The 21,713-nt window shown below is 68.7% G+C and carries 17 protein-coding genes; 10 read left to right on the top strand and 7 right to left on the bottom strand.

The annotated features are described in order from the left end of the window. Nucleotides 1-121 precede the first annotated feature (121 nt). From G528_RS0102595 to G528_RS16195, 3 genes are read left to right on the top strand one after another with little or no spacing between them, the layout of a single operon-like run. Entirely contained in the window at nucleotides 122-1,570 is a 1,449-nt protein-coding gene (locus tag G528_RS0102595; protein WP_026917606.1) for a hypothetical protein, read from the top strand. Further along, nucleotides 1,567-2,607 carry a glutamate ABC transporter substrate-binding protein gene (locus G528_RS0102600; RefSeq protein WP_051198196.1) on the top strand — a complete coding sequence of 347 codons (1,041 nt, stop codon included), beginning with the start codon at nucleotides 1,567-1,569 and terminating at the stop codon, nucleotides 2,605-2,607. Before G528_RS0102595 ends, G528_RS0102600 begins: the two co-directional genes overlap by 4 nt. A gap of 3 nt (nucleotides 2,608-2,610) precedes the next feature. Further along, nucleotides 2,611-5,106, top strand: coding sequence for a serine/threonine-protein kinase (locus G528_RS16195; protein ID WP_051198197.1), 2,496 nt, complete (start codon nucleotides 2,611-2,613; stop codon nucleotides 5,104-5,106). A gap of 68 nt (nucleotides 5,107-5,174) precedes the next feature. On the opposite strand, the gene G528_RS0102610 is transcribed toward G528_RS16195, so the two are convergent. The 5 genes from G528_RS0102610 to G528_RS0102630 all read right to left on the bottom strand — a co-directional run bounded on the left by G528_RS0102610 (nucleotide 5,175) and on the right by G528_RS0102630 (nucleotide 11,826). Continuing rightward, the gene (locus G528_RS0102610; RefSeq protein WP_026917608.1) at nucleotides 5,175-6,857 is read right to left on the bottom strand and encodes an AMP-binding protein; all 1,683 of its coding nucleotides are present in this window, start codon (nucleotides 6,855-6,857) and stop codon (nucleotides 5,175-5,177) included. 62 nt (nucleotides 6,858-6,919) lie between these two features. Beyond that, nucleotides 6,920-8,134, bottom strand: a complete 1,215-nt coding sequence (locus tag G528_RS0102615) for an acetate kinase (RefSeq protein ID WP_026917609.1) — start codon at nucleotides 8,132-8,134, stop codon at nucleotides 6,920-6,922. Next, on the bottom strand, nucleotides 8,131-10,293 hold the full coding sequence (gene pta / locus G528_RS16200) for a phosphate acetyltransferase (protein WP_051198198.1): 2,163 nt from the start codon (nucleotides 10,291-10,293) through the stop codon (nucleotides 8,131-8,133). Before pta ends, G528_RS0102615 begins: the two co-directional genes overlap by 4 nt. 27 nt (nucleotides 10,294-10,320) lie before the next feature. Beyond that, nucleotides 10,321-10,869 carry a TetR/AcrR family transcriptional regulator gene (locus G528_RS0102625; protein ID WP_026917610.1) on the bottom strand — a complete coding sequence of 183 codons (549 nt, stop codon included), beginning with the start codon at nucleotides 10,867-10,869 and terminating at the stop codon, nucleotides 10,321-10,323. Nucleotides 10,870-10,896: 27 nt separating this feature from the next. Next, nucleotides 10,897-11,826, bottom strand: coding sequence for a cation diffusion facilitator family transporter (locus tag G528_RS0102630; protein WP_026917611.1), 930 nt, complete (start codon nucleotides 11,824-11,826; stop codon nucleotides 10,897-10,899). A gap of 158 nt (nucleotides 11,827-11,984) precedes the next feature. Between G528_RS0102630 and G528_RS0102635 the strand changes: the two genes are divergently transcribed. Then, nucleotides 11,985-12,443, top strand: coding sequence for a hypothetical protein (locus G528_RS0102635; protein WP_026917612.1), 459 nt, complete (start codon nucleotides 11,985-11,987; stop codon nucleotides 12,441-12,443). Between the two features lie 84 nt (nucleotides 12,444-12,527). Then, nucleotides 12,528-13,103 (top strand): hypothetical protein, encoded by a 576-nt coding sequence (locus G528_RS0102640; protein WP_026917613.1) that lies wholly within the window; start codon nucleotides 12,528-12,530, stop codon nucleotides 13,101-13,103. A 58-nt stretch (nucleotides 13,104-13,161) separates the two neighbouring features. On the opposite strand, the gene G528_RS0102645 is transcribed toward G528_RS0102640, so the two are convergent. After that, nucleotides 13,162-13,722: a DUF308 domain-containing protein gene (locus G528_RS0102645; RefSeq protein WP_026917614.1), complete on the bottom strand. Its 561-nt coding sequence runs from the start codon at nucleotides 13,720-13,722 to the stop codon at nucleotides 13,162-13,164. Nucleotides 13,723-13,745: 23 nt separating this feature from the next. Here G528_RS0102645 and G528_RS0102650 point away from each other — a divergent pair, with 23 nt between their 5' ends. From G528_RS0102650 to G528_RS0102665, 4 genes are all read left to right on the top strand, one after another. Beyond that, nucleotides 13,746-14,594, top strand: coding sequence for an acyl-CoA thioesterase domain-containing protein (locus G528_RS0102650; protein WP_026917615.1), 849 nt, complete (start codon nucleotides 13,746-13,748; stop codon nucleotides 14,592-14,594). A 121-nt stretch (nucleotides 14,595-14,715) separates the two neighbouring features. Beyond that, nucleotides 14,716-14,934, top strand: coding sequence for a hypothetical protein (locus G528_RS0102655; RefSeq protein WP_026917616.1), 219 nt, complete (start codon nucleotides 14,716-14,718; stop codon nucleotides 14,932-14,934). Nucleotides 14,935-14,960: 26 nt separating this feature from the next. After that, a complete protein-coding gene (locus G528_RS0102660; protein ID WP_026917617.1) occupies nucleotides 14,961-15,728 on the top strand; it encodes a deoxyribonuclease IV in 768 nt (255 codons plus the stop codon). Nucleotides 15,729-15,914: 186 nt separating this feature from the next. Further along, complete coding sequence (locus G528_RS0102665; protein ID WP_026917618.1) at nucleotides 15,915-17,741, top strand: acyl-CoA dehydrogenase; 1,827 nt, start codon at nucleotides 15,915-15,917, stop codon at nucleotides 17,739-17,741. A 102-nt stretch (nucleotides 17,742-17,843) separates the two neighbouring features. On the opposite strand, the gene G528_RS0102670 is transcribed toward G528_RS0102665, so the two are convergent. Next, a complete protein-coding gene (locus G528_RS0102670) occupies nucleotides 17,844-18,155 on the bottom strand; it encodes an ArsR/SmtB family transcription factor (protein ID WP_245569647.1) in 312 nt (103 codons plus the stop codon). 454 nt (nucleotides 18,156-18,609) lie between these two features. Here G528_RS0102670 and G528_RS0102675 point away from each other — a divergent pair, with 454 nt between their 5' ends. Beyond that, nucleotides 18,610-21,678 (top strand): MMPL family transporter, encoded by a 3,069-nt coding sequence (locus tag G528_RS0102675; RefSeq protein WP_026917620.1) that lies wholly within the window; start codon nucleotides 18,610-18,612, stop codon nucleotides 21,676-21,678. The last annotated feature ends 35 nt before the right edge of the window (nucleotides 21,679-21,713 follow it).

A 21,713-nucleotide genomic window follows, 5' to 3' on the forward strand; every position in this document is an offset into this window, starting at 1 on the left:
TCCTCCCGCGCCGACCGCCGATCACACCCCGTGACCGATTCGAGACTCACCGTACCGGGTCCGACGGTCGGTGGCGGGTGTCACGACTAGGGTTGTAGACAGATCGCCGAAGGGACAGTTCGTGACCGGCCAGGTAACTCGAGTGCGCTCCGCGCTCACTCATGCAGGCCGTGCCGTGCTGCCCGAGAAAGACCTCGCGAATCCGACACTGCGACAGGTGATCGCCGACCGCAGGGAGATCGCGGCGATGACGCGGGAACGCGTCTCGTCGCCGCTGCTGACTCTCCGCTTCTACGCCACCACCACTCCGGGGAAGCTGGTGATGCTGCTGCTGGCGATGGTCTTCGCGTGCGCGCTCACCGGCTGGTACTCGTCGGCGTCGCTGACCGACCGCAGTGCGACCCTCGAGGACATCGTCAGTCGTGCCGAACCGCAGGCCGAGGCCGCCGAGGTGCTCTACAGCTCCCTGTCGGTGGCGGACGCCGCCGCGAACTCGGCGTTCATCTCCGGCGGCCGCGAATCTCCCGAACTGCGCTCGGAGTACACCGACTCCATCGCGACGGCCGGCACCGCCCTCATCGCCGCCACCGACGGACTCGACGGCGGCACCGCCCCGACGGAGCGGGACAAGCGGGCGCGCGAGGACCTCGACACCCTGGCCACCGGGATCCCCGTCTACACGGGGCTGATCGAGACGGCCCGGATCAACAACCGGCTCGGAAACCCGGTCGGCTCGGCCTATCTGAGCGAGGCGTCGGCGCTGATGCTCGGCACCATCCTTCCGGCCGCGCAGCGCCTCTACGAGGATCGGGCGGCGGCGATCTCCGATCCGCAGCGCACGCTGACCGTCCCGCCGTGGGGCGTGTATGTCGCCCTGGTGATCATCATCGCGATGGTCGCGGGCACGGGCCGCTACCTGGCACGGCGCACTCGCCGCCACTTCAACGTCGGTCTGCTCGGCGCGCTCGTGGCGCTCGGCCTGGGCACGGTGTGGCTGCTGGTGTCGGGACTCATGTCGGTCGCCGCCGCGAACACCGCGAAGAGTTCGGGCGCCGAACCCCTGCACACCCTCACCACCATGCGGATCCTGACCCAGCAGGCGCGGTCTGCCGAGACGCTGTCGCTGGTGCGGCGCTCGGATCCGGGGCAGCTCGACACCGACTTCGAGCGCGCCGTCGACCGCATCCACAACGACGCCGACGCGCTCTCCCGGTCGCCGAACCATGCCGACGACCCGGCCCTGACGGGCCCCCTCGACGATGTGACGTCGGCGCTGACCCGCTGGCGGGCCGCCCACCAGGAGGTCGGACGCCGACTGGCCGGGGGCGACTTCACCGCGGCCCGCTCGCTCACCGTCGGCAACGGCGCGATCAGCACGGCGACCGGTTACAACGAGGTCAACGACGGTCTGGTCAAGGCGATCTCGGAGGCGCGGACCACGTTCCGCGACAACATCGGCAACGCGCAGCGGCTCATGGGCTTCACGGGCACCGGGATCGGCGTGTTCTGCGGGATCGCCGCACTGGCGATCGTCGCCGGTCTCATTCCGCGCATCCGGGAGTACCGATGAGCTTCCACTCCCGACCGTCCCGTCCCCCGCATCGGGGTGCCCGCCGTTCCCGTGTCGGGCGCGCTCGGCCGGTGATCGTCACGGCGCTCGCCGGAGCGGCCGTGCTGCTGGTGCTGACCGGGTGCGAGGCGACCGTCGATCACGCGTCCGACCCGCCGTCGGCCGTCGCCCGCGATCCGCTCCCGCCGGATGTGACCTTCGGCGTGCCGCCGCAGGCCGAGGTGTCGACCGACGACTGCGATGCGCTGTCGGGACTGCGGCCCACCGAGCTCCCCGAGCCCGACCGGATGCCGCGCGGGTCGACGATGGAGCGCATCGCGCAGCGCGGCCGGCTCGTGGTGGGCACCGACCTCGGCAGCAATCCGTTGAGCTTCCGCGACCCGATCACCGGCGACGTGAAGGGTTTCGACATCGACGTGGCGCACTGGATCTCCGAGGCCGTCTTCGGCGACCCGAATCGCATCGACTACCGGATGCTGTCGACCGACGACCGCGTCGACGCGATCGTCCGCGGGGACGTCGACCTGGTGGTGAAGTCGATGTCCATCACCTGCAGCCGCTACCGTCGCATCGACTTCTCCGTCCCGTATTACGCCGCCTCCCAGCGGATGCTCGTGTACCGGAATTCGGGGATCACGAAGACCTCCGATCTCGTCGGCCGGTCGGTGTGCGCCACGCGCGCCTCGACGTCCATCGCCCGCGTCCAACGGGTGGTCCCCTCGGCGCAGTACGTCACCACCGACAGTTGGGCCGATTGCCTGGTGATGATGCAGCAGGGGCAGGTGGACGTCATCACCTCCGACGATCCGATCCTCGCCGGTATCGCCGCCCAGGATCCGTGGGTGACGATGGTGGGCGACAGCCTCGGCACCGAGAACTACGCGGTCGGCATCGCGAAGGGCAAAGAGGACTTCGTGCGTTTCGTGAACGCGGTGTTGGCGGAACGTGAAGCGGACGGCAGTTGGCAGCGCTCCTACAACGAGTGGCTCTCGCTGCTCGGTCCGGGCTCCCCTCCCCCGACGAGATACCGAGACTGACCGATGAACGACGACGAGCACAGCCGAGCCGAGCCCAGCGGAACCGACGAGCACAGCGGGGTCGGGACCGAGCCCGCGCAGACCCAGGCGACCGACGCACCCCGGCCAGACGCGCACGAGCCGGTGCAGACGGAGGCGTCGACGTTCGTCCCGGTGTGGACCGAGGGGCAGGACGTCGCCGACACCGACCGCTCCCCGGTGGAGCAGCAGGTCCTCGGCGACACCGCGACCACCGAGAACGTGCCGGTCGCCACGCAGTCGACGCAGGTCCGCAAGATCCTCGACGACATCGCCGCATCGCGCCGGAAGATCCGGAAGGCCGCGCAGATCCACGACCGCCGGCTCGGCAGCGAGCTGGTGGCGCTGCCGGAGATCACCGACATCGACCCGGCGGACGCCGTCCTGGCCGACCCGGTGATCGTCGAGAGCAAACGCCGCTGCTGGAACTGCGGCGAACCGGTGGGCCGGTCGTCGGGCCCCGGGGAGGGCCCGCTGACCGGCGACTGCCCCAACTGCGGGTCGCGGTACTCGTTCGTCCCCGGGCTCAAACGCGGCACGATGGTCGCCGACCAGTACGAGATCGCCGGCGCGATCGCCCACGGCGGCATGGGGTGGATCTATCTTGCCGTCGACCACAACGTCTCCGACCGGCCGGTCGTCCTCAAGGGGCTGTTGAACTCGTCGGACTCCCAGGCGCAGGCCGTCGCGATCTCCGAACGCCAGTTCCTGGCGTCAGTGAACGATCCCGGCATCGTGAAGATCTTCAACTTCGTCGAGTGGGTCACCGACGACGACCGTCCCGTCGGCTACATCGTCATGGAGTACGTGGGCGGTCACACGCTCAAACAGCTCACCACCGACGACGACGGGACCACCAAGCTGCTGCCGATCGAGCAGGCGATGGCGTACATCCTCGAGGTGCTGTCGGCCGTCGGCTATCTGCATTCGGTGGGGTTGGTCTACAACGATGTGAAGCCCGACAACATCATGATCACCAGTGACGATGTGAAGCTGATCGACCTGGGTGCCGTCGCCCCCATCAACGCCCACGGGCGCCTGTACGGCACCCCGGGGTTCCAGGCCCCCGAGATCTCCGAGACCGGACCGCAGGTCGCCACCGACATCTACAGTGTCGGCCGCACCCTCGCGGTGCTCACGGTCGACATGCCGATGGAGTCGGGGCGGTACGTCGACGGGCTGCCCGACCCGGACGCGACACCGCTGTTCGTCGAGAACCCGTCGTTCTACTTCCTGTTGCAGCGCGCCACCTCGGAGGACCCGAAGGAACGTTTCTCGTCGGCCGAGGAGATGACCACGCAGGTCCTCAACGTGCTGCGGGAGACGGTCGCCCTGCACACGGGGGTGCCGCGGCCGTCGATGTCGACGGTGTTCACGCCGCAGCGGTCGACGTTCGGCACCGAACTGCTGTTGGCGCCGGTCGACGGGTTCTTCGACCCGAAGGACGCCGCCATCCACGATCCGGCCGACATCGCACACGCCCTGCCGGTGCCGTTGGTCGATCCGTCCGACCCGGCGGCGGGCGTCCTCACGTCGGCGGCCCTCTCGTATCCGCGGCAGACGCTCGACACGATCCGCGCCGCGCGCGCCGACGGGTTCAAGGCGTTGGTGGCGGCCATGCCCGACTCCCTCGAGGGACACGATCCGCTGCACCCGTCGCTGGAGCTCGATCTCGCGGAGGCGCGCGCCCACCTGGAGTTGGGGAATCTGGACACCGCGCTCCAACTGCTGCGGGAGGTCGCGGTGCACCACGGCGACTCGTGGCGCCTCCAGTGGTATCTGGGGATCTGTTCGCTGCTCAACGCCGAACCGGAGTTGGCGTTCGAACGATTCCACGAGGTCCTCGAGGCGATGCCCGGCGAGGTGGCCCCCAAACTCGCCGTCGCCGGCACCGCCGAACTGATCGGTTACTGGCTCTCGGCCGAGGAGCTCGCGTCCAACGAGCAGCTCGCCCAGATCGAGCGGTGGTACGACATCGCCCGGCAGAACTATCACGATCTGTGGCTCACCGACCACAGCATCGTGTCGGCGGCCTTCGGGCTGGCCCGGATGCTGCTCGCCGACGGCCGCCACGACGAGGCGATCGAGTCGCTCGACGAGGTGCCGACGACGAGTCGCCACTACGGGACGGCGCAGATCTCGGCGATCCTCACCCTCGTCCACGGTCGGCCGTCCAACGAGGTCGCCCGCACCGAGCTGATGGAGGCCGCCGACCGGTTCGGCGAGATCAGTTGGGACGACCCGCGCCGCGGCCGCCTGCAGCTGATCATCCTGGGTACCGCGCTCGGCTGGATCGACGCCCACCTCGACGAGGACCACAGCTCCGACGACTTCCTCGGTTTCCCCTTCACCGAGCAGGGCCTGCGGGCGGGCACCGAACGCTCGCTGCGCGATCTGGCGAAGGCCACCCGCGACAACCGGGCCCACCGCTTCCTGCTCGTCGACCTCGCCAACCTGATCCGGCCCGCAACCCTGTTCTGACAACCGTCCTGAGTTCTGACAACCGTCCTGACGGGGAGCTGTTCGCTGGCCGGCAGCCCCTGCTCGGGTCAGAGGAGATCCTCGTAGCGGTATTCCGTGGGGATGTCGGTGGCGGCGGCTTCGCGTTGCTGGAGTTCCACGCGACGGATCTTCCCGGAGATCGTCTTCGGCAGTTCGAAGAACTCCACGCGCCGCACCTTGAGGTAGGGGGCGAGGTGGTCGCGACCGTACTCCATGATCGAGCGTGCCGTGTCCGCGTTCGGCTCCCACCCCTGCGCCAGGGTCACGTACGCCTTCGGCACCGCGAGGCGCGTCTCGTCGGGCTGCGGGACGACCGCGGCCTCCACGACGGCCGGATGCTCGATGAGGACACTCTCCAGTTCGAACGGCGACACCTTGTAGTCGGACGATTTGAAGACGTCATCGGTGCGGCCCACATAGGTGATGTAGCCGTCCGCGTCACGTGAGGCGACGTCACCGGTGTGGTAGTAGCCGCCGGCCATCACCTGCTCGTTGCGTTCCGGGTCGCCCAGATATCCGGTCATCAGGTTCATCGGCCGCTGCGCGAGGTCGAGGCAGATCTCGCCCTCGTCGGCCGGCTCCCCGGTGACGGGATCGACGAGGACCACGGGGACGCCCGGCAGCGGTCGCCCCATCGAACCGGCTCGCACCGGCATGCCCGGGGTGTTGCCGACCTGCAGCGTCGTCTCCGTCTGCCCGAAGCCGTCGCGGATGGTCAGTCCCCACCCGTCCTCCACGCGGCGGATCACGTCCGGATTCAACGGCTCGCCGGCGCCGAGCAGTTCCCGCAGACCCGACGGTCGTCGACCGAGGTCGGCCTGGATCAGCATCCGCCACACGGTCGGCGGGGCGCAGAACGTGTTGACGCCGGCGCGATCGAGCTGCGCCATGAGGGCGGTCGCGTCGAACCGCGAATAGTTGTAGACGAAGATCGTCGCCTCGGCGATCCACGGCGCGAAGAAGCAACTCCATGCGTGCTTCGCCCACCCCGGCGAGCTGATCGCCAGGTGGACGTCACCCGGCCGGACGCCGATCCACGCGACGGTCGTGAAGTGCCCGACGGCGTAGCTGATCTGCGAATGCTCCACCAGTTTGGGCCGACTCGTGGTCCCCGACGTGAAGTACACGAGCATCGTGTCGTCGACGTCGGTGTTGGTGGCGAACGGTCCGGCCGACTCCACCGTCTCGTGGTCCGTGTACGACGTCCAGCCTGCGACGTCGCCACCGACCACGATGCGCAGGTAGTCGCCGGCGATGTCGTCGAACTTCGCGGCGTCGCCGACGTTCGTGATGACGCAGCGCGCGTCGCCCCGCTCGACCCGGTCGGTCAGGTCCGCGGGACCGAGGGCGGCGGTGGTCGGCATGACGACGGCACCGAGCTTCATGATCCCGAGCATCACCTCCCACAACTCCACCTGGTTGCCGAGCATGAGGATGACGCGGTCGCCCTTCTGAACGCCCAGGCCGCGGAGCCAGGTGGCGACCCGGTCGGACCGCGTCGCCATCTCATCGAACGACACCTTCGTCTCGGAGCCGTCCTCCTCGGTGATCCACAGGGCGATGCGGTCGTTGCCGCGGGCGACGACGTCGAACCAGTCGATCGCCCAGTTGAACGCTCCGCTCAGCTCGGGCCAGCGGAACTCGGCGACGGCGCGGTCATGGTCGTGGTCGCCGATCAGGTCGATCATCTGATCCCGGCTGGCGCGATAGAGATCCGTGTTACTCGTCATACCCGCTATGGTGCACATCACACTAAGCCGAGTCCACCCTCCGAAGAGGGGTCCGGGCACGATCAGCGGGCCGCCCGCGCGACCTCCACAGCCGATCGGGCGATCGCGAGCTCCTCGTTCGTCGGCACCACCAGCACCGTGACCGTCGAGGCGTCGGTGGAGATCACCCGGGGCTCGTCGCCGCGGACGGCGTTGCGCTCCGGATCGACCTCGATGCCGAACATCTCCAGGTCGGCGAGCGAATCCTGTCGGACGGGCGCGGCGTTCTCGCCGACACCCGCGGTGAACACCACGGTGTCGACGCGGCCGAGCTGCACCATGTACGCGCCGATGTAGCGGCGCAGCCGGTGCAGATACACCCGATACGCCAGGGCGGCCGCCTCGTCGCCCGCCTCGACCCGTTCCAGGAGGGCACGGAAGTCGTTCTCCCCGCACATCCCCTTGAGTCCGGACTGCTTGTTGAACAGCGTGTCGATGTCGTCGATCGACATCCCCGCCACCCGCGCCAACTGGAAGACGATGCCGGCGTCGACGTCACCGGTGCGAGTCCCCATCACGAGCCCCTCCAACGGCGTCATCCCCATCGTCGTGTCGAGCGGCCGACCGCCGGCGATCGCCGACATCGACGCACCGTTCCCGAGATGCAGGACGATCTGGTTGAGCTCACCCCAGTCGCGGCCCAACACCTGCGCCGCCCGGCGCGAGACGTACTCGTGACTCGTCCCGTGGAACCCGTAGCGGCGGATCGCATACCGCTCGGCCACACCCGCATCCATCGCATACGTGGCGGCCGCATCCGGAAGATCATGAAAGAACGCCGTATCGAACACCGCGACCGCGGGAACGTCCGGCAGCAACGCCGTCACCGCCTCGATGCCCACCAGGTTCGCCGGATTGTGCAACGGCGCCAACGAACTGATCCGCTCGATCTCCGAGGAGACCCGCTCGTCGATGAGCGTCGGCTCGAAGAACGTCCGGCCGCCGTGCACCACACGATGACCGACCGCCGACAGTCCGGAGTCCGCGACGTCGACGCCGTCGGCCTTGAACAGCTCCAAGACCGTCGCGATCGCCGCCTCGTGATCGGCCAACGGTTCGTCGGACACCGCCTCGCTGCCGCGATACCAGTGCTTCACCCGCGACGTCGACTCGCCGATCCGTTCGGCCAACCCGTCGGCGATCACCTCCTCGGTGACCGGGTCGAGGACCTGGTACTTCAACGACGACGACCCGGCGTTCACCACCAGGACCGTCCCGTCGATCGGCGATCCGCTCATGCGCCGCTCCCCTCCTGCCGAACTTCGTCGTTCTGGGCCTCGATGCTCTGGGCCTCGATGCTCTGGGCCTCGATGCTCTGGGCCTTGATGTTCTGGGCCTGGATCGCGGTGATCGCGACCGTGTTCACGATGTCCGACACCAGCGCCCCGCGCGACAGATCGTTCATCGGCTTGTTGAGGCCCTGCAGCACCGGGCCGATCGCGATGGCGCCCGCGCTCCGCTGCACCGCCTTGTACGTGTTGTTGCCGGTGTTCAGGTCCGGGAAGATCAGCACCGTCGCCCGACCCGCGACCTCCGAGTCCGGCATCTTCGACGCCGCGACCGACGGCTCGATGGCCGCGTCGTACTGGATCGGCCCCTCCACCAACAGCTCCGGAGCCCGCTGCCGCACCAGATCGGTCGCGGCGCGCACCTTGTCGACGTCGGCCCCCGACCCCGACCCGCCCGTCGAATACGAGAGCATCGCGACGCGCTGATCGATCCCGAACGCCGCCGCCGTCTGCGCCGACGAGATCGCGATGTCGGCCAATTCCTCGGCGGTGGGGTCCGGCACCACAGCGCAGTCACCGTAGGTGAGGACCTTGTCGGACAGGCACATGAAGAAGACGCTCGACACCGTCGAGACGCCCGGCACCGTCTTGATGATCTCGAATGCAGGACGAATCGTCTGCGCAGTGGTGTGCACCGCACCCGACACCATCCCGTCGACCAGACCGGTGTGCAGCATCATCGTCCCGAAATACGACTCGTCGCGCACGATCTCCGCGGCCCGCTCCAACGTCATGCCCCGATGTTGGCGCAGCTCGGCGTACTCGGCGGCGAACTCGTCGGCCAACGGCGACGTCGACGGATCGATCACCGCCACCTCCGACAGGTCGATGCCGAGCTCGTTGCCCCGGCGGCGGACCGCATCCTCATCGCCCAGCAGCGTCAACGTCGCGACACCCCGGTGCAGCAGCCGATCGGTGGCGCGCAGAATCCGGTCGTCGGTCCCCTCCGGCAGCACGATGTGCTGCGGATCGGACTTGGCCTGCGCCAACAGCTGATACTCGAACATCTGCGGCGTCACCACCTCCGGCGTGTGCAGGTCGAGCTGCGCCAGCAGATCCGTCGACACCACATGACGCTCCATGAGGCTCAGGGCGGCGTCGATCTTCCGCACCGACCCCGCAGCCATCGCACCCCGCGTGTGTGCGGCAGTCCGCGCCGTCTCGTACGTCCCGTGCTCGCACGACAGAATCGGCAGCGTCGGCCGCAGCCCCTTGACCAGCGCGTCGATCATCGGGTGCGGCCGCAGTCCACCGTTCATGATGATCCCGGCCAGCCGCGGGAAACCGTCGGCGGCATTGGCGTTCACCAGCGCCAACAGGACGTCCGAACGGTCGGCGGGCGCGATGACCACCATCGACTCCTCGAGACGTTCCAGAATGTGCTCCACCGTCATCCCGCCCACCATGACGTCGAGCGCCTCGCGGTCGAGGAGGTCCTCGTCGCCGCTGAATAGGGTGGCGTCGAGCGCATCGGCGAGCTCGGCGATCGTCGGCGCCACGAGCAGCGGCTCCTCGGGCAGCGCCCACGACGCCACACCGGTCTCGGCGAGCGCGTCGGCGACCTCCCGACGACGATCCGGGTCGCACCGGTTGGCGATGATCGCCAGGGTGCTGGCGTGCTCCGACGAGATGTCGGCCATCAGCAGGTCGGCGATCGCCCGGACATCACTCGGCTCCCGCTCGAAGGCCTTGACCACGAGGATGATCGGCGCCGACAGATTGGCAGCGATCCGCGCGTTGAAACTCAGTTCCGACGGCGACGCGACATCCGTGTAGTCCGAGCCGATCACCAGCACGTTGTCGCAGTGCGCCGCGACCGCGTGATACCGGGCGACGATCTCGGCGACGGCCGCCCCCGGGTCGGCGTGCACATCGTCGTAGGTGACGCCGATGCAGTCCTCGTAGGCGACGTCGACCGACGTGTACTGGTGCAGGAGGTCCAGGATGTAATCGCGTTCCCCGGCCGCGGCCCGGGAGATCGGACGGAACACGCCCACGCGGCCGCCGGTGGCCGCCAACAGAGCCAAGACCCCGAGGGCGATCGTGGACTTTCCGGTGTCGCCTTCCGCCGACGCGACGTAGATGCTGCGGGCGCCCGTGCCTGTCATGCGTCCGACACTAGCCGGTCGACTCCGTCAGCGAACGACGGCACGCACCACCAGATCGGCGATCTCCTCGTCGCTCATCGAGCTCTCCGGGACGAGCATGCACGAGTAGATCACCCGAACCATGAACTCGCTCCCCGCCCGCGGATTCGGGTACAGCGCCGCCACCTCGTCGGCGTCGGCGTCGGGCAGCGTCGCATCGACGATCATCTCGATGAACGACCGGCTGCCCGCATCGGTGGTCGTGATGAGGGCCCGAACGACCTCCTCCGGTTCGTTGCGCAGCACATACTGCAACGCCTCGTGGCCGCGGATGTGGGCGAGCGTGTTGAGGGCGCGGACCCGGACCCGCTCGTGCGGATCGGATTCGTCGGCGCCCCACTCGTTGAGTTTGGCGCGCAGCAGGTCGAGTTCGCGGTTGACGATCGCCTCGACGAGCGCATCACGTCCCCCGAACATGCGATATGCCGTGGCGCGGGCGACGCCGGCCTGCCGCGCCACCGAGGTCAGGCTCAGGGCCTTGGCCCCGAAACGGGATACGAGCGCCACCCCAACGTCCACCAACCGGTCACGATCCATGCCGTAAACGGTAGCGAATCGGCCCCGTCAGCGGCGCCAGGGTTCGTAACTCCGCGGATCCTCGATCGGCTCCAGATGAATCGTGGGACGCAGATCCTCGACGGCCGAGTGCAGCTCCGTCTCCACCTCTTCGAGCAGGTCGTGGGCCCGCTGCACCGTCCAGCGGCCGGGAACCAGCATGTGCAGCTGCACGAACCGCAGATGCCCGGCCTCGCGGGTGCGCACGTCGTGGAAGTCGACGCCGTCGGTGCGGAAGCCGTCGAGCACCGCGTCGATCGCGGCACGCTCGGCGTCGGGCACCGCGGTGTCCATCAGACCGAGCGTCGACTCCTTCACGAGCCGGTAGCCGACGAACAGGATGTTGACGGCCACGATGATCGCGATGACGGGGTCGAGCACCGTCCACCCGGTGACCGCGACGAGCCCGACGCCCACCACCACGCCGCCGGTGGTCCACACATCGGTGAGCAGGTGCTGGCCGTCGGCCTCCAGGGTCGCCGACCGGTGGCGGCGACCCACGCGCAACAGCTGCCAGGCGACGACCGCGTTGAGCACCGACGCGATCACCGACACCACCAGGCCGATGCCGACGGACTCCAGCTCGCGGGGGTTGATCAGCCGGTCCACCGCCGTCGCCATGATCACCACGGCGGCGACGACGATCATGACGCCCTCGACCACCGCCGAGAAGTATTCGCTCTTGGCGTGACCGAAGTTGTGGTCGTCGTCGGCGGGCCGCGCCGCGATCCGCAGGGCGAAGAACGCCACGACCGCGGCCACCAGGTTCACCACCGATTCGGCGGCGTCCGACAGCAGACCGACCGACCCGGTGATCTGCCAGGCGAGGGTTTTGAGCGCGATCGTCACCAGGGCCGTCGCAATGCTCAGCAGCGCCCATCTGCTGAGGTCGCGCGGTGCCTCGGCGCGGCCGCCGCGCTGATCATCCGTGTCGGTCACGACCCCGATCATCCCACCGACCGGCCGCGGGCCGCGTCATTCGACGGCCGTACCCGTCTCGCGCGGTGACCTACGGTCAGAACCGTCGTCGCCGCCACCGCCGAAAACGAGCCGCCACGACCGCAGTCACCACAACCGAGACGGGCCGAGGAGGTGCCGTGATCGACCAGCATCCCCACTCCGGCACGGCCGTGCCACACGCCTCCTTCCCGCTGTGCGCGGTGCTGTCCCTGGCCGGCGCGATCATCGCGATCGGCGGCTACGCCCTGCCCTGGTACCGCACCGACGGCGCGGCACCGGTCACCGTGACGGGTTTCGGCTCCAGCAGCAGTCCGGCCTATTCGCTGCACACCAACCGTCTCGACTGGATGATCTTCCTGGCGGCCGCGGCCGCACTCGTGTTGGCCGCGGCGCGGCTCGCGGGACGGGTGGACCGGCGGTGGGCGCGGGCCCACGGATGGGTGTCGGCGCTCGCCCTCGTCGGCATCGCCTTCACCCTGATCGCCGTCCCCGCCGGACTGACGCTCACCACCGGCGCCCACCTGTCGGCATTCGGCGCGGCCGTCCTCGCTGCGGGCGGCGTCGTGAGCCGGCGGGAACTGCTCCACCGGTCCTGACCTCCCGTCCCCGCGAGGCCGGGACGATCCTGAGAGAACGACCAATACGCTGCGGAAATCGTCTCCCCGAGAGACGCTGGTCACATGCTCGACGAGTTGAACCGCCAAGCCCGCGCCGACTACGACGCCGGCGAGTTCAGCAGTGCGCTCGCCGGGTTCTCCGTCCTCCGCGAGATCCGTGCTCGCCGCGAGGGACCGTACTCGGTGAAATACCTCGCAGCCCTGCACAACAGCGTCCGTTGCATGTCGAAGCTCGAGATGTGGGTCGACTCGGATCTGCTGTGCAGCGAACTGCACAGCAAGTACGTCCGAACCCTGGGGCGCGGCCAGGAGGTCACCGTCGACGTCGCCAAACACTGGGCGTGGGCGATGATGCATCTGCGGGATCTGCGCGCGGCGATCGGCCTGTACCTGACCACCGCGGACGCCATGTGGGAGGCCGACCCCGTCGGCGCCCGACGACTGATCGGCGCCGCCGCGGCACTGCCCGCCGTCCGGCCCGCCTCCATGATCTGGAAGGGGATCGTCGACGGTGTCACCCTGCGGCACCCCGACGAACTGCTCGCGACGATCAGCTCCTGGACCGAGCGGCTCTCGTCGGACGACGACGGCATCGACCCCGAGATCACCCTCGACGGACTGCTCGCCCCGACCGCCTGACGGGACGCGGCACCGCGTGGCGTCAGACGGGACGCGCTACCGCTTCAGGCGGGACGCGCTACCGCTTCGTCGGCAGATTGCACAGGGTGGCGACGCTGACGGCGATCAGCAGGACGGCCAGCACCCAGAGGATCACGCTCAGCGAGAAGACGGCCGGGAGCACGATCATCGCGATGCCGGCGGCCACCGACAGCGCACCGCCGACGAGCACCGTCCACCGCGGCAGCAGGAGGGTGCTCGGCGCCCGCCAGCCGACGATGTCGTGCATGCCGGACAGGATCCAGCCGACGCCGATCATGATCCCGAGGAACTCCAACGACCGGGCCGGATTGAGGACGCCGACCACGCCGACCGCGAGGACCACCACCCCCAGCAGAGCCAGGCCCATCCGGACCCAGTACGAGGCCGCGGTCACGGCGAACGCGATGAACAGGCGGAAGAGTCCGGTCACGATCAGCGCCGCGCCGAACAGGACTCCCACCAGGAACAGCGACAGTCCGGGCGCCACCAGCACCGCGATACCCAGCGCGATGCCGACGACGGACGTGGCGATGGCCGCGGTCCGCACGGCGCCGATCGCATCGTCCGGCAGAACAGACGGTGTTGCGTGAGTGGTCATGCTCGCAGCGTAGCTTGCTTGGCATGGGACGAAAGAGTTTCTTCACCGCGGACGACGAGGGTCGGCTGATCCCGGGAAGGCTCGCGATGAGCCTGTGGGGTCCCGACGCGCTCAACGGTCCGGCGGTGTGCGCGGCGGCCGCGCATGCGGCCGAATCGGCGGGACGACGGGACGGGTTCCAGCCCGCCCGGTTCACCCTGGAGTTGTTCAAGAGCGCCCGCCGACTGCCCACGACCACCGACGTCCGGGTGCTGCGCGACGGTCGGCGGATCCGGGTGGTGGAGGTCTCGGTTCTGCAGCACCCCGACTCCTCGGCCGATGAGGTCCTGGTGGCCCGGGGCACCGTGGTCTTCCTCAAGCAGGGCACCAACCCGCCGGGCGGCAGGTGGCAGCGGCCGCCGTCGTCGTTCACGCCCCCGTCGGAGCCCGGCGAGGGCTACCGGCCGTGGTTCCGGACCCCCGAGCGCCCGTGGGCGTCGGAGATGGCCGCATTCCAGAACGACGAGCGTCTGAGCCTGTGGTCGCGCCCGTTCTCGGTGGTCCCCGACGAACCGCTCACGCCGTTTCAGCGGGCGGTGATCGCCGGCGAGTCGACGAGCCTGGCGACCAACTGGGGTGAAGGCGGCATCGGGTTCATCAACGGCGACCTCACGGTGGCGCTCGCCCGCCTCCCCGAGGGGGAGCGCATCGGCTTGGAGGCCGACTCGCACATCGAGAGCTCCGGTCTGTCGGTGGGGACGGCCAACCTGTACGACGAGCACGGACAGTTCGGCATCGGCCTGGTGACGGCCATCGACAACACCGCCGCGATGATCGACTTCACCACCGCTTTTCCGCCGTCGATGAGCCAGTCGCCGCCGGAACTCAACTGACCCTCGGGCGGCGGGCCCCACCGCCCGAGGACGTCGGCCCCCGGTCGCCCGGGTCGTTCGGCTGTACCGGCGACGAAACGACGGTAGTGTCCGATATCACACCCTTCGTCCGGAGGCAGCCATGTCGAACCGATACCTGCGGTACGGCGACCGCCGTTTCATCATCAACAGGGAGACCGAGGCCCGTCTCGAACGCGCGTTGGAGAAGGTCTACGCGAGCGGAAGCAGCGGGCACGAGTGGCTCACGCTCTACGGCGACAGTGAGGCCCCGTGTCGACTGCTGATCGCGGCGGGCGTGCCGATCAGCATCGAGACCGAACCCGTCTTCGAGTTCACCTGACGAGCAGCTCACCTATCGTGAGAGCCATGCGCATCGGAGCCCACCTTCGTCAGGACGAGAACCCCGTCGCCACCGCCGAGGATCTCGGCATCGATCTGTTTCAGATGTTCGTCGCCGATCCGCAGAGTTGGAAGAAGCCGCAGCCGCACCCGCACGCCGCCGAGATCCGGGAGTCGCCGATCGACGTCGTGGTGCACTCCAGCTACCAGATCAACGTCGCGAGCCTGAACAACCGGCTCCGGATGCCGTCACGCAAGGCCGTGGAGCAGCAGGCGGCGGCCGCCGCCGATCTCGGGGCCATCGGCCTGGTGGTCCACGGGGGCCATCTCAAGGACGGCGAGGACGCCGCCGAGGGCTTCGCCAACTGGCGCAAGCTCTTCGAGAGGCAGGCCGACAAGGGTGGTTTCGGCGTCCCGATCCTCATCGAGAACACCGCGGGCGGGTCGCATGCGATGGCGCGGACCCTCGAGTCGATCGAACGGTTGTGGGACGCGGTCGGCGACTTCCCCCAGGCCGGTTTCTGCCTCGACACCTGTCACGCGTGGGCGGGCGGCGAGGATCTGATGGGTCTCGTGGAACGGATCCGCGGGATCACCGGCCGCATCGATCTCGTCCATCTGAACAACTCGCGTGACGAGTTCGATTCGGGACGTGACCGGCACGCGAACCTGGAGTCGGGACGAATCGATCCGGAGGTGCTCGCCGAACTGATGAGGACCGCCGACGCGCCGGGCGTCCTGGAGACGCCGGCCGACGGCATCCGCGCCGATCTGGAGTTCCTGCGGTCCCGCTGACGCTTCCGTGGCGCCCGCACCGAGGCGCTTGCATTTGTTAGCGGAGCCACACGAACTCGTGTTGTTCGGGGCGGACCCGGCCGGTACCCTGTCAAGGGTTACCGGCAAGTAACTTGCCGGCTGCGCTCAGCCCATCCGAGCCCCGCGCCGGACAACGACGTTCAACGAATCAAGTGAGGAAGACCAATGGGCCATTACAAGTCCAACCTGCGCGATCTGCACTTCAACCTCTTCGAGATGTACGACCTCGACAAGGTGCTCGCCTCCGGCGAGTTCGGGGACCTCGACCGCGAGACCGCCGTCGACATGCTCCGCGAGGTGAAGACCCTGGCCGAGGGACCGATCGCCGAATCGTTCACCGACGCCGACCGCAACCCTCCGGTGTTCGACCCGTCAGAGCACTCCGTGACCATCCCCGAGGGCTTCAAGGCGTCGTACAACGCCTTCATCGAGGCCGGCTGGGACAAGGTCGGCGTCGATGAGGAGCTCGGCGGTCTGCCCGCCCCGCGGTCGCTGTACTGGGCGCTCGGCGAGATGGTTCTCGGCGCCAACCCGCCGGTCTTCATGTACGCCGCCGGTTCGGGCTTCGCCAACATCTTCTACGACAACGGCACCGACGAGCAGAAGAAGTGGGCCGCGATTTGCTCCGAGCGCGCCTGGGGCGCCACCATGGTCCTCACCGAGCCGGACGCCGGCTCCGACGTGGGCGCCGGCACCACCAAGGCCGTGCAGCAGGAGGACGGCTCCTGGCACATCGACGGCGTGAAGCGGTTCATCACGTCGGCCGACCAGGACATGACCGAGAACATCTTCCACCTCGTGCTGGCGCGCCCCGAGGGCGCGGGACCGGGCACCAAGGGCCTGTCGCTGTTCTTCGTCCCCAAGTTCCACTTCGATCCCGAGACCGGCGAGCTCGGCGACCGCAACGGCGTCTTCGTCACCGGGCTCGAGCACAAGATGGGCATCAAGGCGTCGGCCACCTGCGAGGTGACCTTCGGTCAGCACGGCACCCCCGCCAAGGGCTGGCTGGTCGGCGAGGTCCACAAGGGCATCGCCCAGATGTTCGACGTCATCGAGCATGCCCGCATGATGGTCGGCACCAAGGCCATCTCGACCCTGTCGACGGGCTACCTCAACGCCCTCGAGTACGCCAAGGAGCGCGTGCAGGGCGCCGACCTGACGCAGATGACCGACAAGACCGCGCCGCGCGTCAGCATCACCCACCACCCGGACGTCCGTCGCGCCCTGCTCACCCAGAAGGCGTACGCCGAGGGTCTGCGCGCGGTGTACCTCTACACCGCGTCGCACCAGGATCCCGTGGCCGCCGAGATCGTCTCGGGCGCCGACGCCGAGATGGCCCACAAGGTCAACGACCTGCTGCTGCCGATCGTCAAGGGCGTCGGCTCGGAGCGCGCGTACGAGAAGCTCACCGAGTCGCTGCAGACCCTGGGCGGCTCCGGCTTCCTGCAGGACTACCCGATCGAGCAGTACATCCGCGACTCCAAGATCGACTCGCTCTACGAGGGCACCACGGCGATCCAGGCGCAGGACTTCTTCTTCCGCAAGATCATCCGCGACAAGGGTCAGGCCCTCGCGCACGTCGCCGGTCAGATCCAGGACTTCATCGAGAACGGTCAGGGATTCGACTCGGAGCGCGCGCTGCTGAAGACCGCCCTCGACGACGTCCAGGCGATGGCGGCCAAGCTCACCGGCTGGCTGATGGGAGCCCAGGAGGACCCGAAGCAGCTGTACCTGGTCGGCACCGCGTCGGTCCGCTTCCTCATGGCCGTCGGCGACCTGATGATCGGCTGGCTGCTGCTGCGCCAGGCCGTCGTCGCACAGGCCGCCCTCGACGCGGGTGCGTCGGCCGACGACAAGGCGTTCTACGAGGGCAAGGTGGCCTCGGGCGTGTTCTTCGCCAAGAACATGCTGCCGCTGCTCACCTCGGTGCGTCAGGTCGTCGAGAACAACGTCGACAACGACCTCATGGAGCTCGACGAAGCCGCCTTCTGAATCAGTTCTCACCAGCTGATCTGAAGTAGAGGAGAACCCCGCCGGACGTCCGGCGGGGTTCTTCTCCACGTGGGGCCGCCCGGCGTCGGGTCGGCCCGATGATCAGCGAGGCCGCCTGTTGGCCGCCGATAGGATCGAGAACAGCAGCCCGGGGTAGGCCGATTCCACGGCCGCGAACCGCAGCACGTAGCCCTGGCCGCGCCCGGTCCGTCTGCGCTCCACGATCCCCGCCTCCCGCAGGGTCTTGAAGTGATGGCTGGCGGTCGCCTTGGTGACGGTGTCGTACAGGTCGGCGCACGCGGCCTCACCGCGGGCGTCGTAGAGGCGGCGCACCATCTCCAGACGCACCGGATCGGCGAGCGCGACCAGCAGCGTGTGGAGATCGGCGAGACCGTCGCGCTCCGGAACCGTCACGATCGGACGCGATCCCCGTGCCCCTGTTCCGGATGCACCTGTTCCGGATGCACCTGCTCCGGATGCACCTGCTCCGAGCATTCCTGTTCCCAGCGTCCCCGCTCCCAGGGTCCCCGCTCCCAGGGTCCCCGCTCCGAGTGTTTCCGTCACCGAACCTCCCCCGACATTCGATTCGAGTCGTCGCATCGACAGCATATTTCTTACTGTTCAGTAATGACGACAATCAGCAGTGTCAGATAAACAGTCCGCCACCTCGCCGTTAAGCGCAAGACGAGCGATCAGATTTCGTTTCTCTGCGATCAGTTTTCCAACTTCGTGCGGGTCGGAATGACCTCCGCGAACGGATTCTCGTCGACAATCACACGATCCGACCCCATGTGACACCCATCACGTCCGTTTTGTTGTAACCGTTAGTTACACATACGGTGCTCTCAACGAACAGGGAGGTCCCCCGATGCACGGTCCACGCCGCAGCTTGTCCGCGATCGGCCGATGGTCCGGCCGATTCGCCTGGCTGGTGATCGCCTTCTGGATCCTGCTCGCCGGCGGACTCAACCTCGCGATCCCCCAACTCGAGACGACCGTCGCCACCCACTCGGCGCCGTTTCTGCCGACCGACCTGCCCGGCAACGACGCCCTGCGCGACATGGCCCACGACTTCGAGGTCCCCGAATCGGCGGCCGTCGGCAGCATCATCCTGTCATCCGACACCCCGATCGACGACGCCGACCGCGCCTACTACGGGCGTCTGGTCACCAAACTCCACGAGGACACCGACTCGGTGGCCTTCATCATGGACACCTACGGCGACCCCGCCATCCGGGCCGTCGGCGCCAGCCCGGACGGGAAGGCGATCAACCTCATCGTGGTGGCCCAGGGCGACGTCGGCTCCACCCGCGCCAAAGCGTCCACCGACGCCATCCGCGCGCTCATCGACGACGCCGACCCGCCCGCGGGCCTCGACGTGAACTTCACCGGCCCCTCCCCGACACTGGCCGACCTGTTCAGCTCGATCGACTCCTCGCTGCTGGTGATCACCCTCGTCTCGATCGCCCTCATCACCGCCCTGTTGCTCGCGGTCTACCGGTCGATCGCCGCGGCCGCCGTCCCGCTGATGACCGTCGGCGTCTCCCTGGCCGTCGCCCGACCGGTCCTCTCGTTCCTCGGCGACACCCAGACCCTCTCGGTCTCGAACTTCACCATCGCGCTCGCCACCGCGATGGTCCTCGGCGCGACCACCGACTACGCGATCTTCCTGATATCCGGGTACCACGAGGCCAGACGGCGCGGCGAGAGCAACCGCGACGCCATCGGCTCGTCGGTCGGCACCGTCGGCGGCATCCTCATCGCCTCGGCCCTCACCATCGCCGCCGCCGGCGTGTCGATGGTGCTGACCAAGACCGGCATCTTCACCACCGCCGGACCGCCCATCGCGATCGCGGTCGGCGTCGGCCTGGCCGTCTCCCTCACCCTGCCCGCCGCCCTCATGTCGATCCTCGGCCGCCGCGGGCTCCTCGCTCCGCGTCGACTCGACGAGGCCCGCTGGCGACGAACCGGTGCCCGGATGATCCGGTACGCGGTCCCGGCCACCGCCGCGTCGATCGCCGTCCTGATCGCACTGTCGGCCGTCCTGTTCACCTTCCGGATGAGCTACGACGAGAACACCGCCCAACTCCGCGACACCGACAGCAAGATCGGCTACGAGCGGGCGATGGAGCACTGGGGCGTCAACGAGGCCGCCCCCGAATACGTGATCATCCGCGCCGACCACGACATGCGGAACACCGCCGACATGGCGGCGCTCGAACTCATGGCCGACGGCATCTCCCGCGTCGACGGGATCGCATACGTCCGCTCGCTGACCCGACCCGACGGAAAGCCGATCGCCGAATCGGCGACCGGCTATCAGACGGCGATCATCGGCGACGCCCTCACCGACGGACACCGACGCATCGACGCCGCACTGCCCGATCTGCGGCGCCTCGCCGGCGGCGCGGCGCAACTGCACGACGGCGCGGCCGAGGCCACCGACCGCCTCCCCGAACTCGTCGACGGCACCGACCAGGTGGTCGCCATGGCCGACGGCGTGCTCGACGGCTACGAGTCGCTGCAGGGAATCGTCGACACCCTCACCGACGGCCGCCAGGACGTCCCGCAGGCGCTCGACCACCTGCAGAACTCCATGCGGGGACTGTCGACGTCACTGCGAAGCCTGACCGGCTCCAACGATCGACTGCGCTCGTCGATGCGATCCATCACCGACACGTTCGCGCCGCTGCGGGCGGCGACCCCGTCGGCCTCATGCCGCGCCGACCCCGTCTGCATGCAGGCCCGCGTCCTGTACCGGCAGCTCGACCGGCTCACCGACGGCCGGATCGGATCGGCCGTCGCCGCCGCCGACGACGCCACCCGCGCCGACCCCGCACTCGCTCGGGCCACCGCACTCATCGGCCGCCTGCACACCGGGCTGGCGTCCGTGCAGAAGCTCGTCGACGACCTCGACGGGCGCTCCCCCGAGGAGGTCCGCGCCGATCTGCGGCGACTCACCGACGGTGTTCGCGAACTGCAGTCCGGGCTGGGTCAGCTCACCGACGGTCTCGCCCAGGTCAAGGACGGCACCGAGCAGATGAAGGCGCTGACCACCGAACTCAACGCCGGCGTGGAGCGGGCCGCGTCGTATCTGACGAGCATGTCCGAGCACACGACCACCGGCGCCGGACGCGGGTTCTACCTGCCTCCCGAGGCGATGAACGATCCGCGGATGAAGGCCGGGCGCTCCCTGCTGATGTCGCCGGACGGTCGCACGGCTCGCATGCTGGCGGTGTGGCGGATCGACCCGTACTCCGGCGAGGCCCTCGACACCGTCGAGCAGCTCGCGCCCGCCGCGGAGGCCGCCGCCCGCGGCACCACCCTGAGTGACGCCGAGGTCGCCACCACCGGCCTCTCGACACTCTCCGCGCAGGCTCGCGAACAGGTGAAACGCGACTTCGCGGTCTTCGGGGTCGTGGCGCTGGTGATGGTCGCGGCGATCCTCATCGTCCTGCTCCGCAGCCTGGTCGCACCGCTCATCCTGGTCGCGACGGTCGTCCTCTCGTTCTGCGCCGCCGCGGGGCTCTCGACACTGATCTGGAAGTTCGGCGTCGGCGTCGACCTCGACTGGAGTGTGCTGCCGGTGTCGTTCATGGCCCTGGTGGCCGTCGGCGCCGACTACAGCATGCTGTTCGCCGCCCGGATCAAGGAGGAGTCCCGCGACGGGCTGGTCCGCGGGGTCATCCGCGCGTTCGGCAGCACGGGCAGCGTCATCACCACGGCCGGGGTCGTCTTCGCGATCACCATGTTCGCGCTGATGAGCGGGTCCACGCTGAACCTGCTGCAGATCGGGTCCACGATCGGCATCGGTCTGCTGCTCGACATCACGGTGGTCCGCACGGTCCTCGTGCCGGCGTCGGTCGCGATCCTCGGCGACCGGTTCTGGTGGCCGGCCAAACCGCCGACTGTGAAACTGCCGTCGGAGACGGGGTGACAGCCGTCGGCGACGGGGTGACTGCCGTCGGGGGT

It is taken from the genome of Gordonia shandongensis DSM 45094, from assembly GCF_000423025.1.
Lineage (GTDB): Bacteria > Actinomycetota > Actinomycetes > Mycobacteriales > Mycobacteriaceae > Gordonia > Gordonia shandongensis.

Excerpts from the sequence above, each read along its gene's own strand:
- G528_RS0102665 (WP_026917618.1), top strand. The coding sequence starts at position 15,915 with ATGGGCCATTACAAGTCCAACCTGCGCGATCTGCACTTCAACCTCTTC.
- G528_RS0102650 (WP_026917615.1), top strand. The coding sequence starts at position 13,746 with ATGGGACGAAAGAGTTTCTTCACCGCGGACGACGAGGGTCGGCTGATC.
- G528_RS0102625 (WP_026917610.1), bottom strand. The coding sequence starts at position 10,869 with ATGGATCGTGACCGGTTGGTGGACGTTGGGGTGGCGCTCGTATCCCGT.
- G528_RS0102675 (WP_026917620.1), top strand. The coding sequence starts at position 18,610 with ATGCACGGTCCACGCCGCAGCTTGTCCGCGATCGGCCGATGGTCCGGC.
- G528_RS0102660 (WP_026917617.1), top strand. The coding sequence starts at position 14,961 with ATGCGCATCGGAGCCCACCTTCGTCAGGACGAGAACCCCGTCGCCACC.
- G528_RS0102645 (WP_026917614.1), bottom strand. The coding sequence starts at position 13,722 with ATGACCACTCACGCAACACCGTCTGTTCTGCCGGACGATGCGATCGGC.
- G528_RS0102615 (WP_026917609.1), bottom strand. The coding sequence starts at position 8,134 with ATGAGCGGATCGCCGATCGACGGGACGGTCCTGGTGGTGAACGCCGGG.
- G528_RS0102655 (WP_026917616.1), top strand. The coding sequence starts at position 14,716 with ATGTCGAACCGATACCTGCGGTACGGCGACCGCCGTTTCATCATCAAC.
- G528_RS0102600 (WP_051198196.1), top strand. The coding sequence starts at position 1,567 with ATGAGCTTCCACTCCCGACCGTCCCGTCCCCCGCATCGGGGTGCCCGC.
- G528_RS0102610 (WP_026917608.1), bottom strand. The coding sequence starts at position 6,857 with ATGACGAGTAACACGGATCTCTATCGCGCCAGCCGGGATCAGATGATC.
- pta (WP_051198198.1), bottom strand. The coding sequence starts at position 10,293 with ATGACAGGCACGGGCGCCCGCAGCATCTACGTCGCGTCGGCGGAAGGC.
- G528_RS0102640 (WP_026917613.1), top strand. The coding sequence starts at position 12,528 with ATGCTCGACGAGTTGAACCGCCAAGCCCGCGCCGACTACGACGCCGGC.
- G528_RS16195 (WP_051198197.1), top strand. The coding sequence starts at position 2,611 with ATGAACGACGACGAGCACAGCCGAGCCGAGCCCAGCGGAACCGACGAG.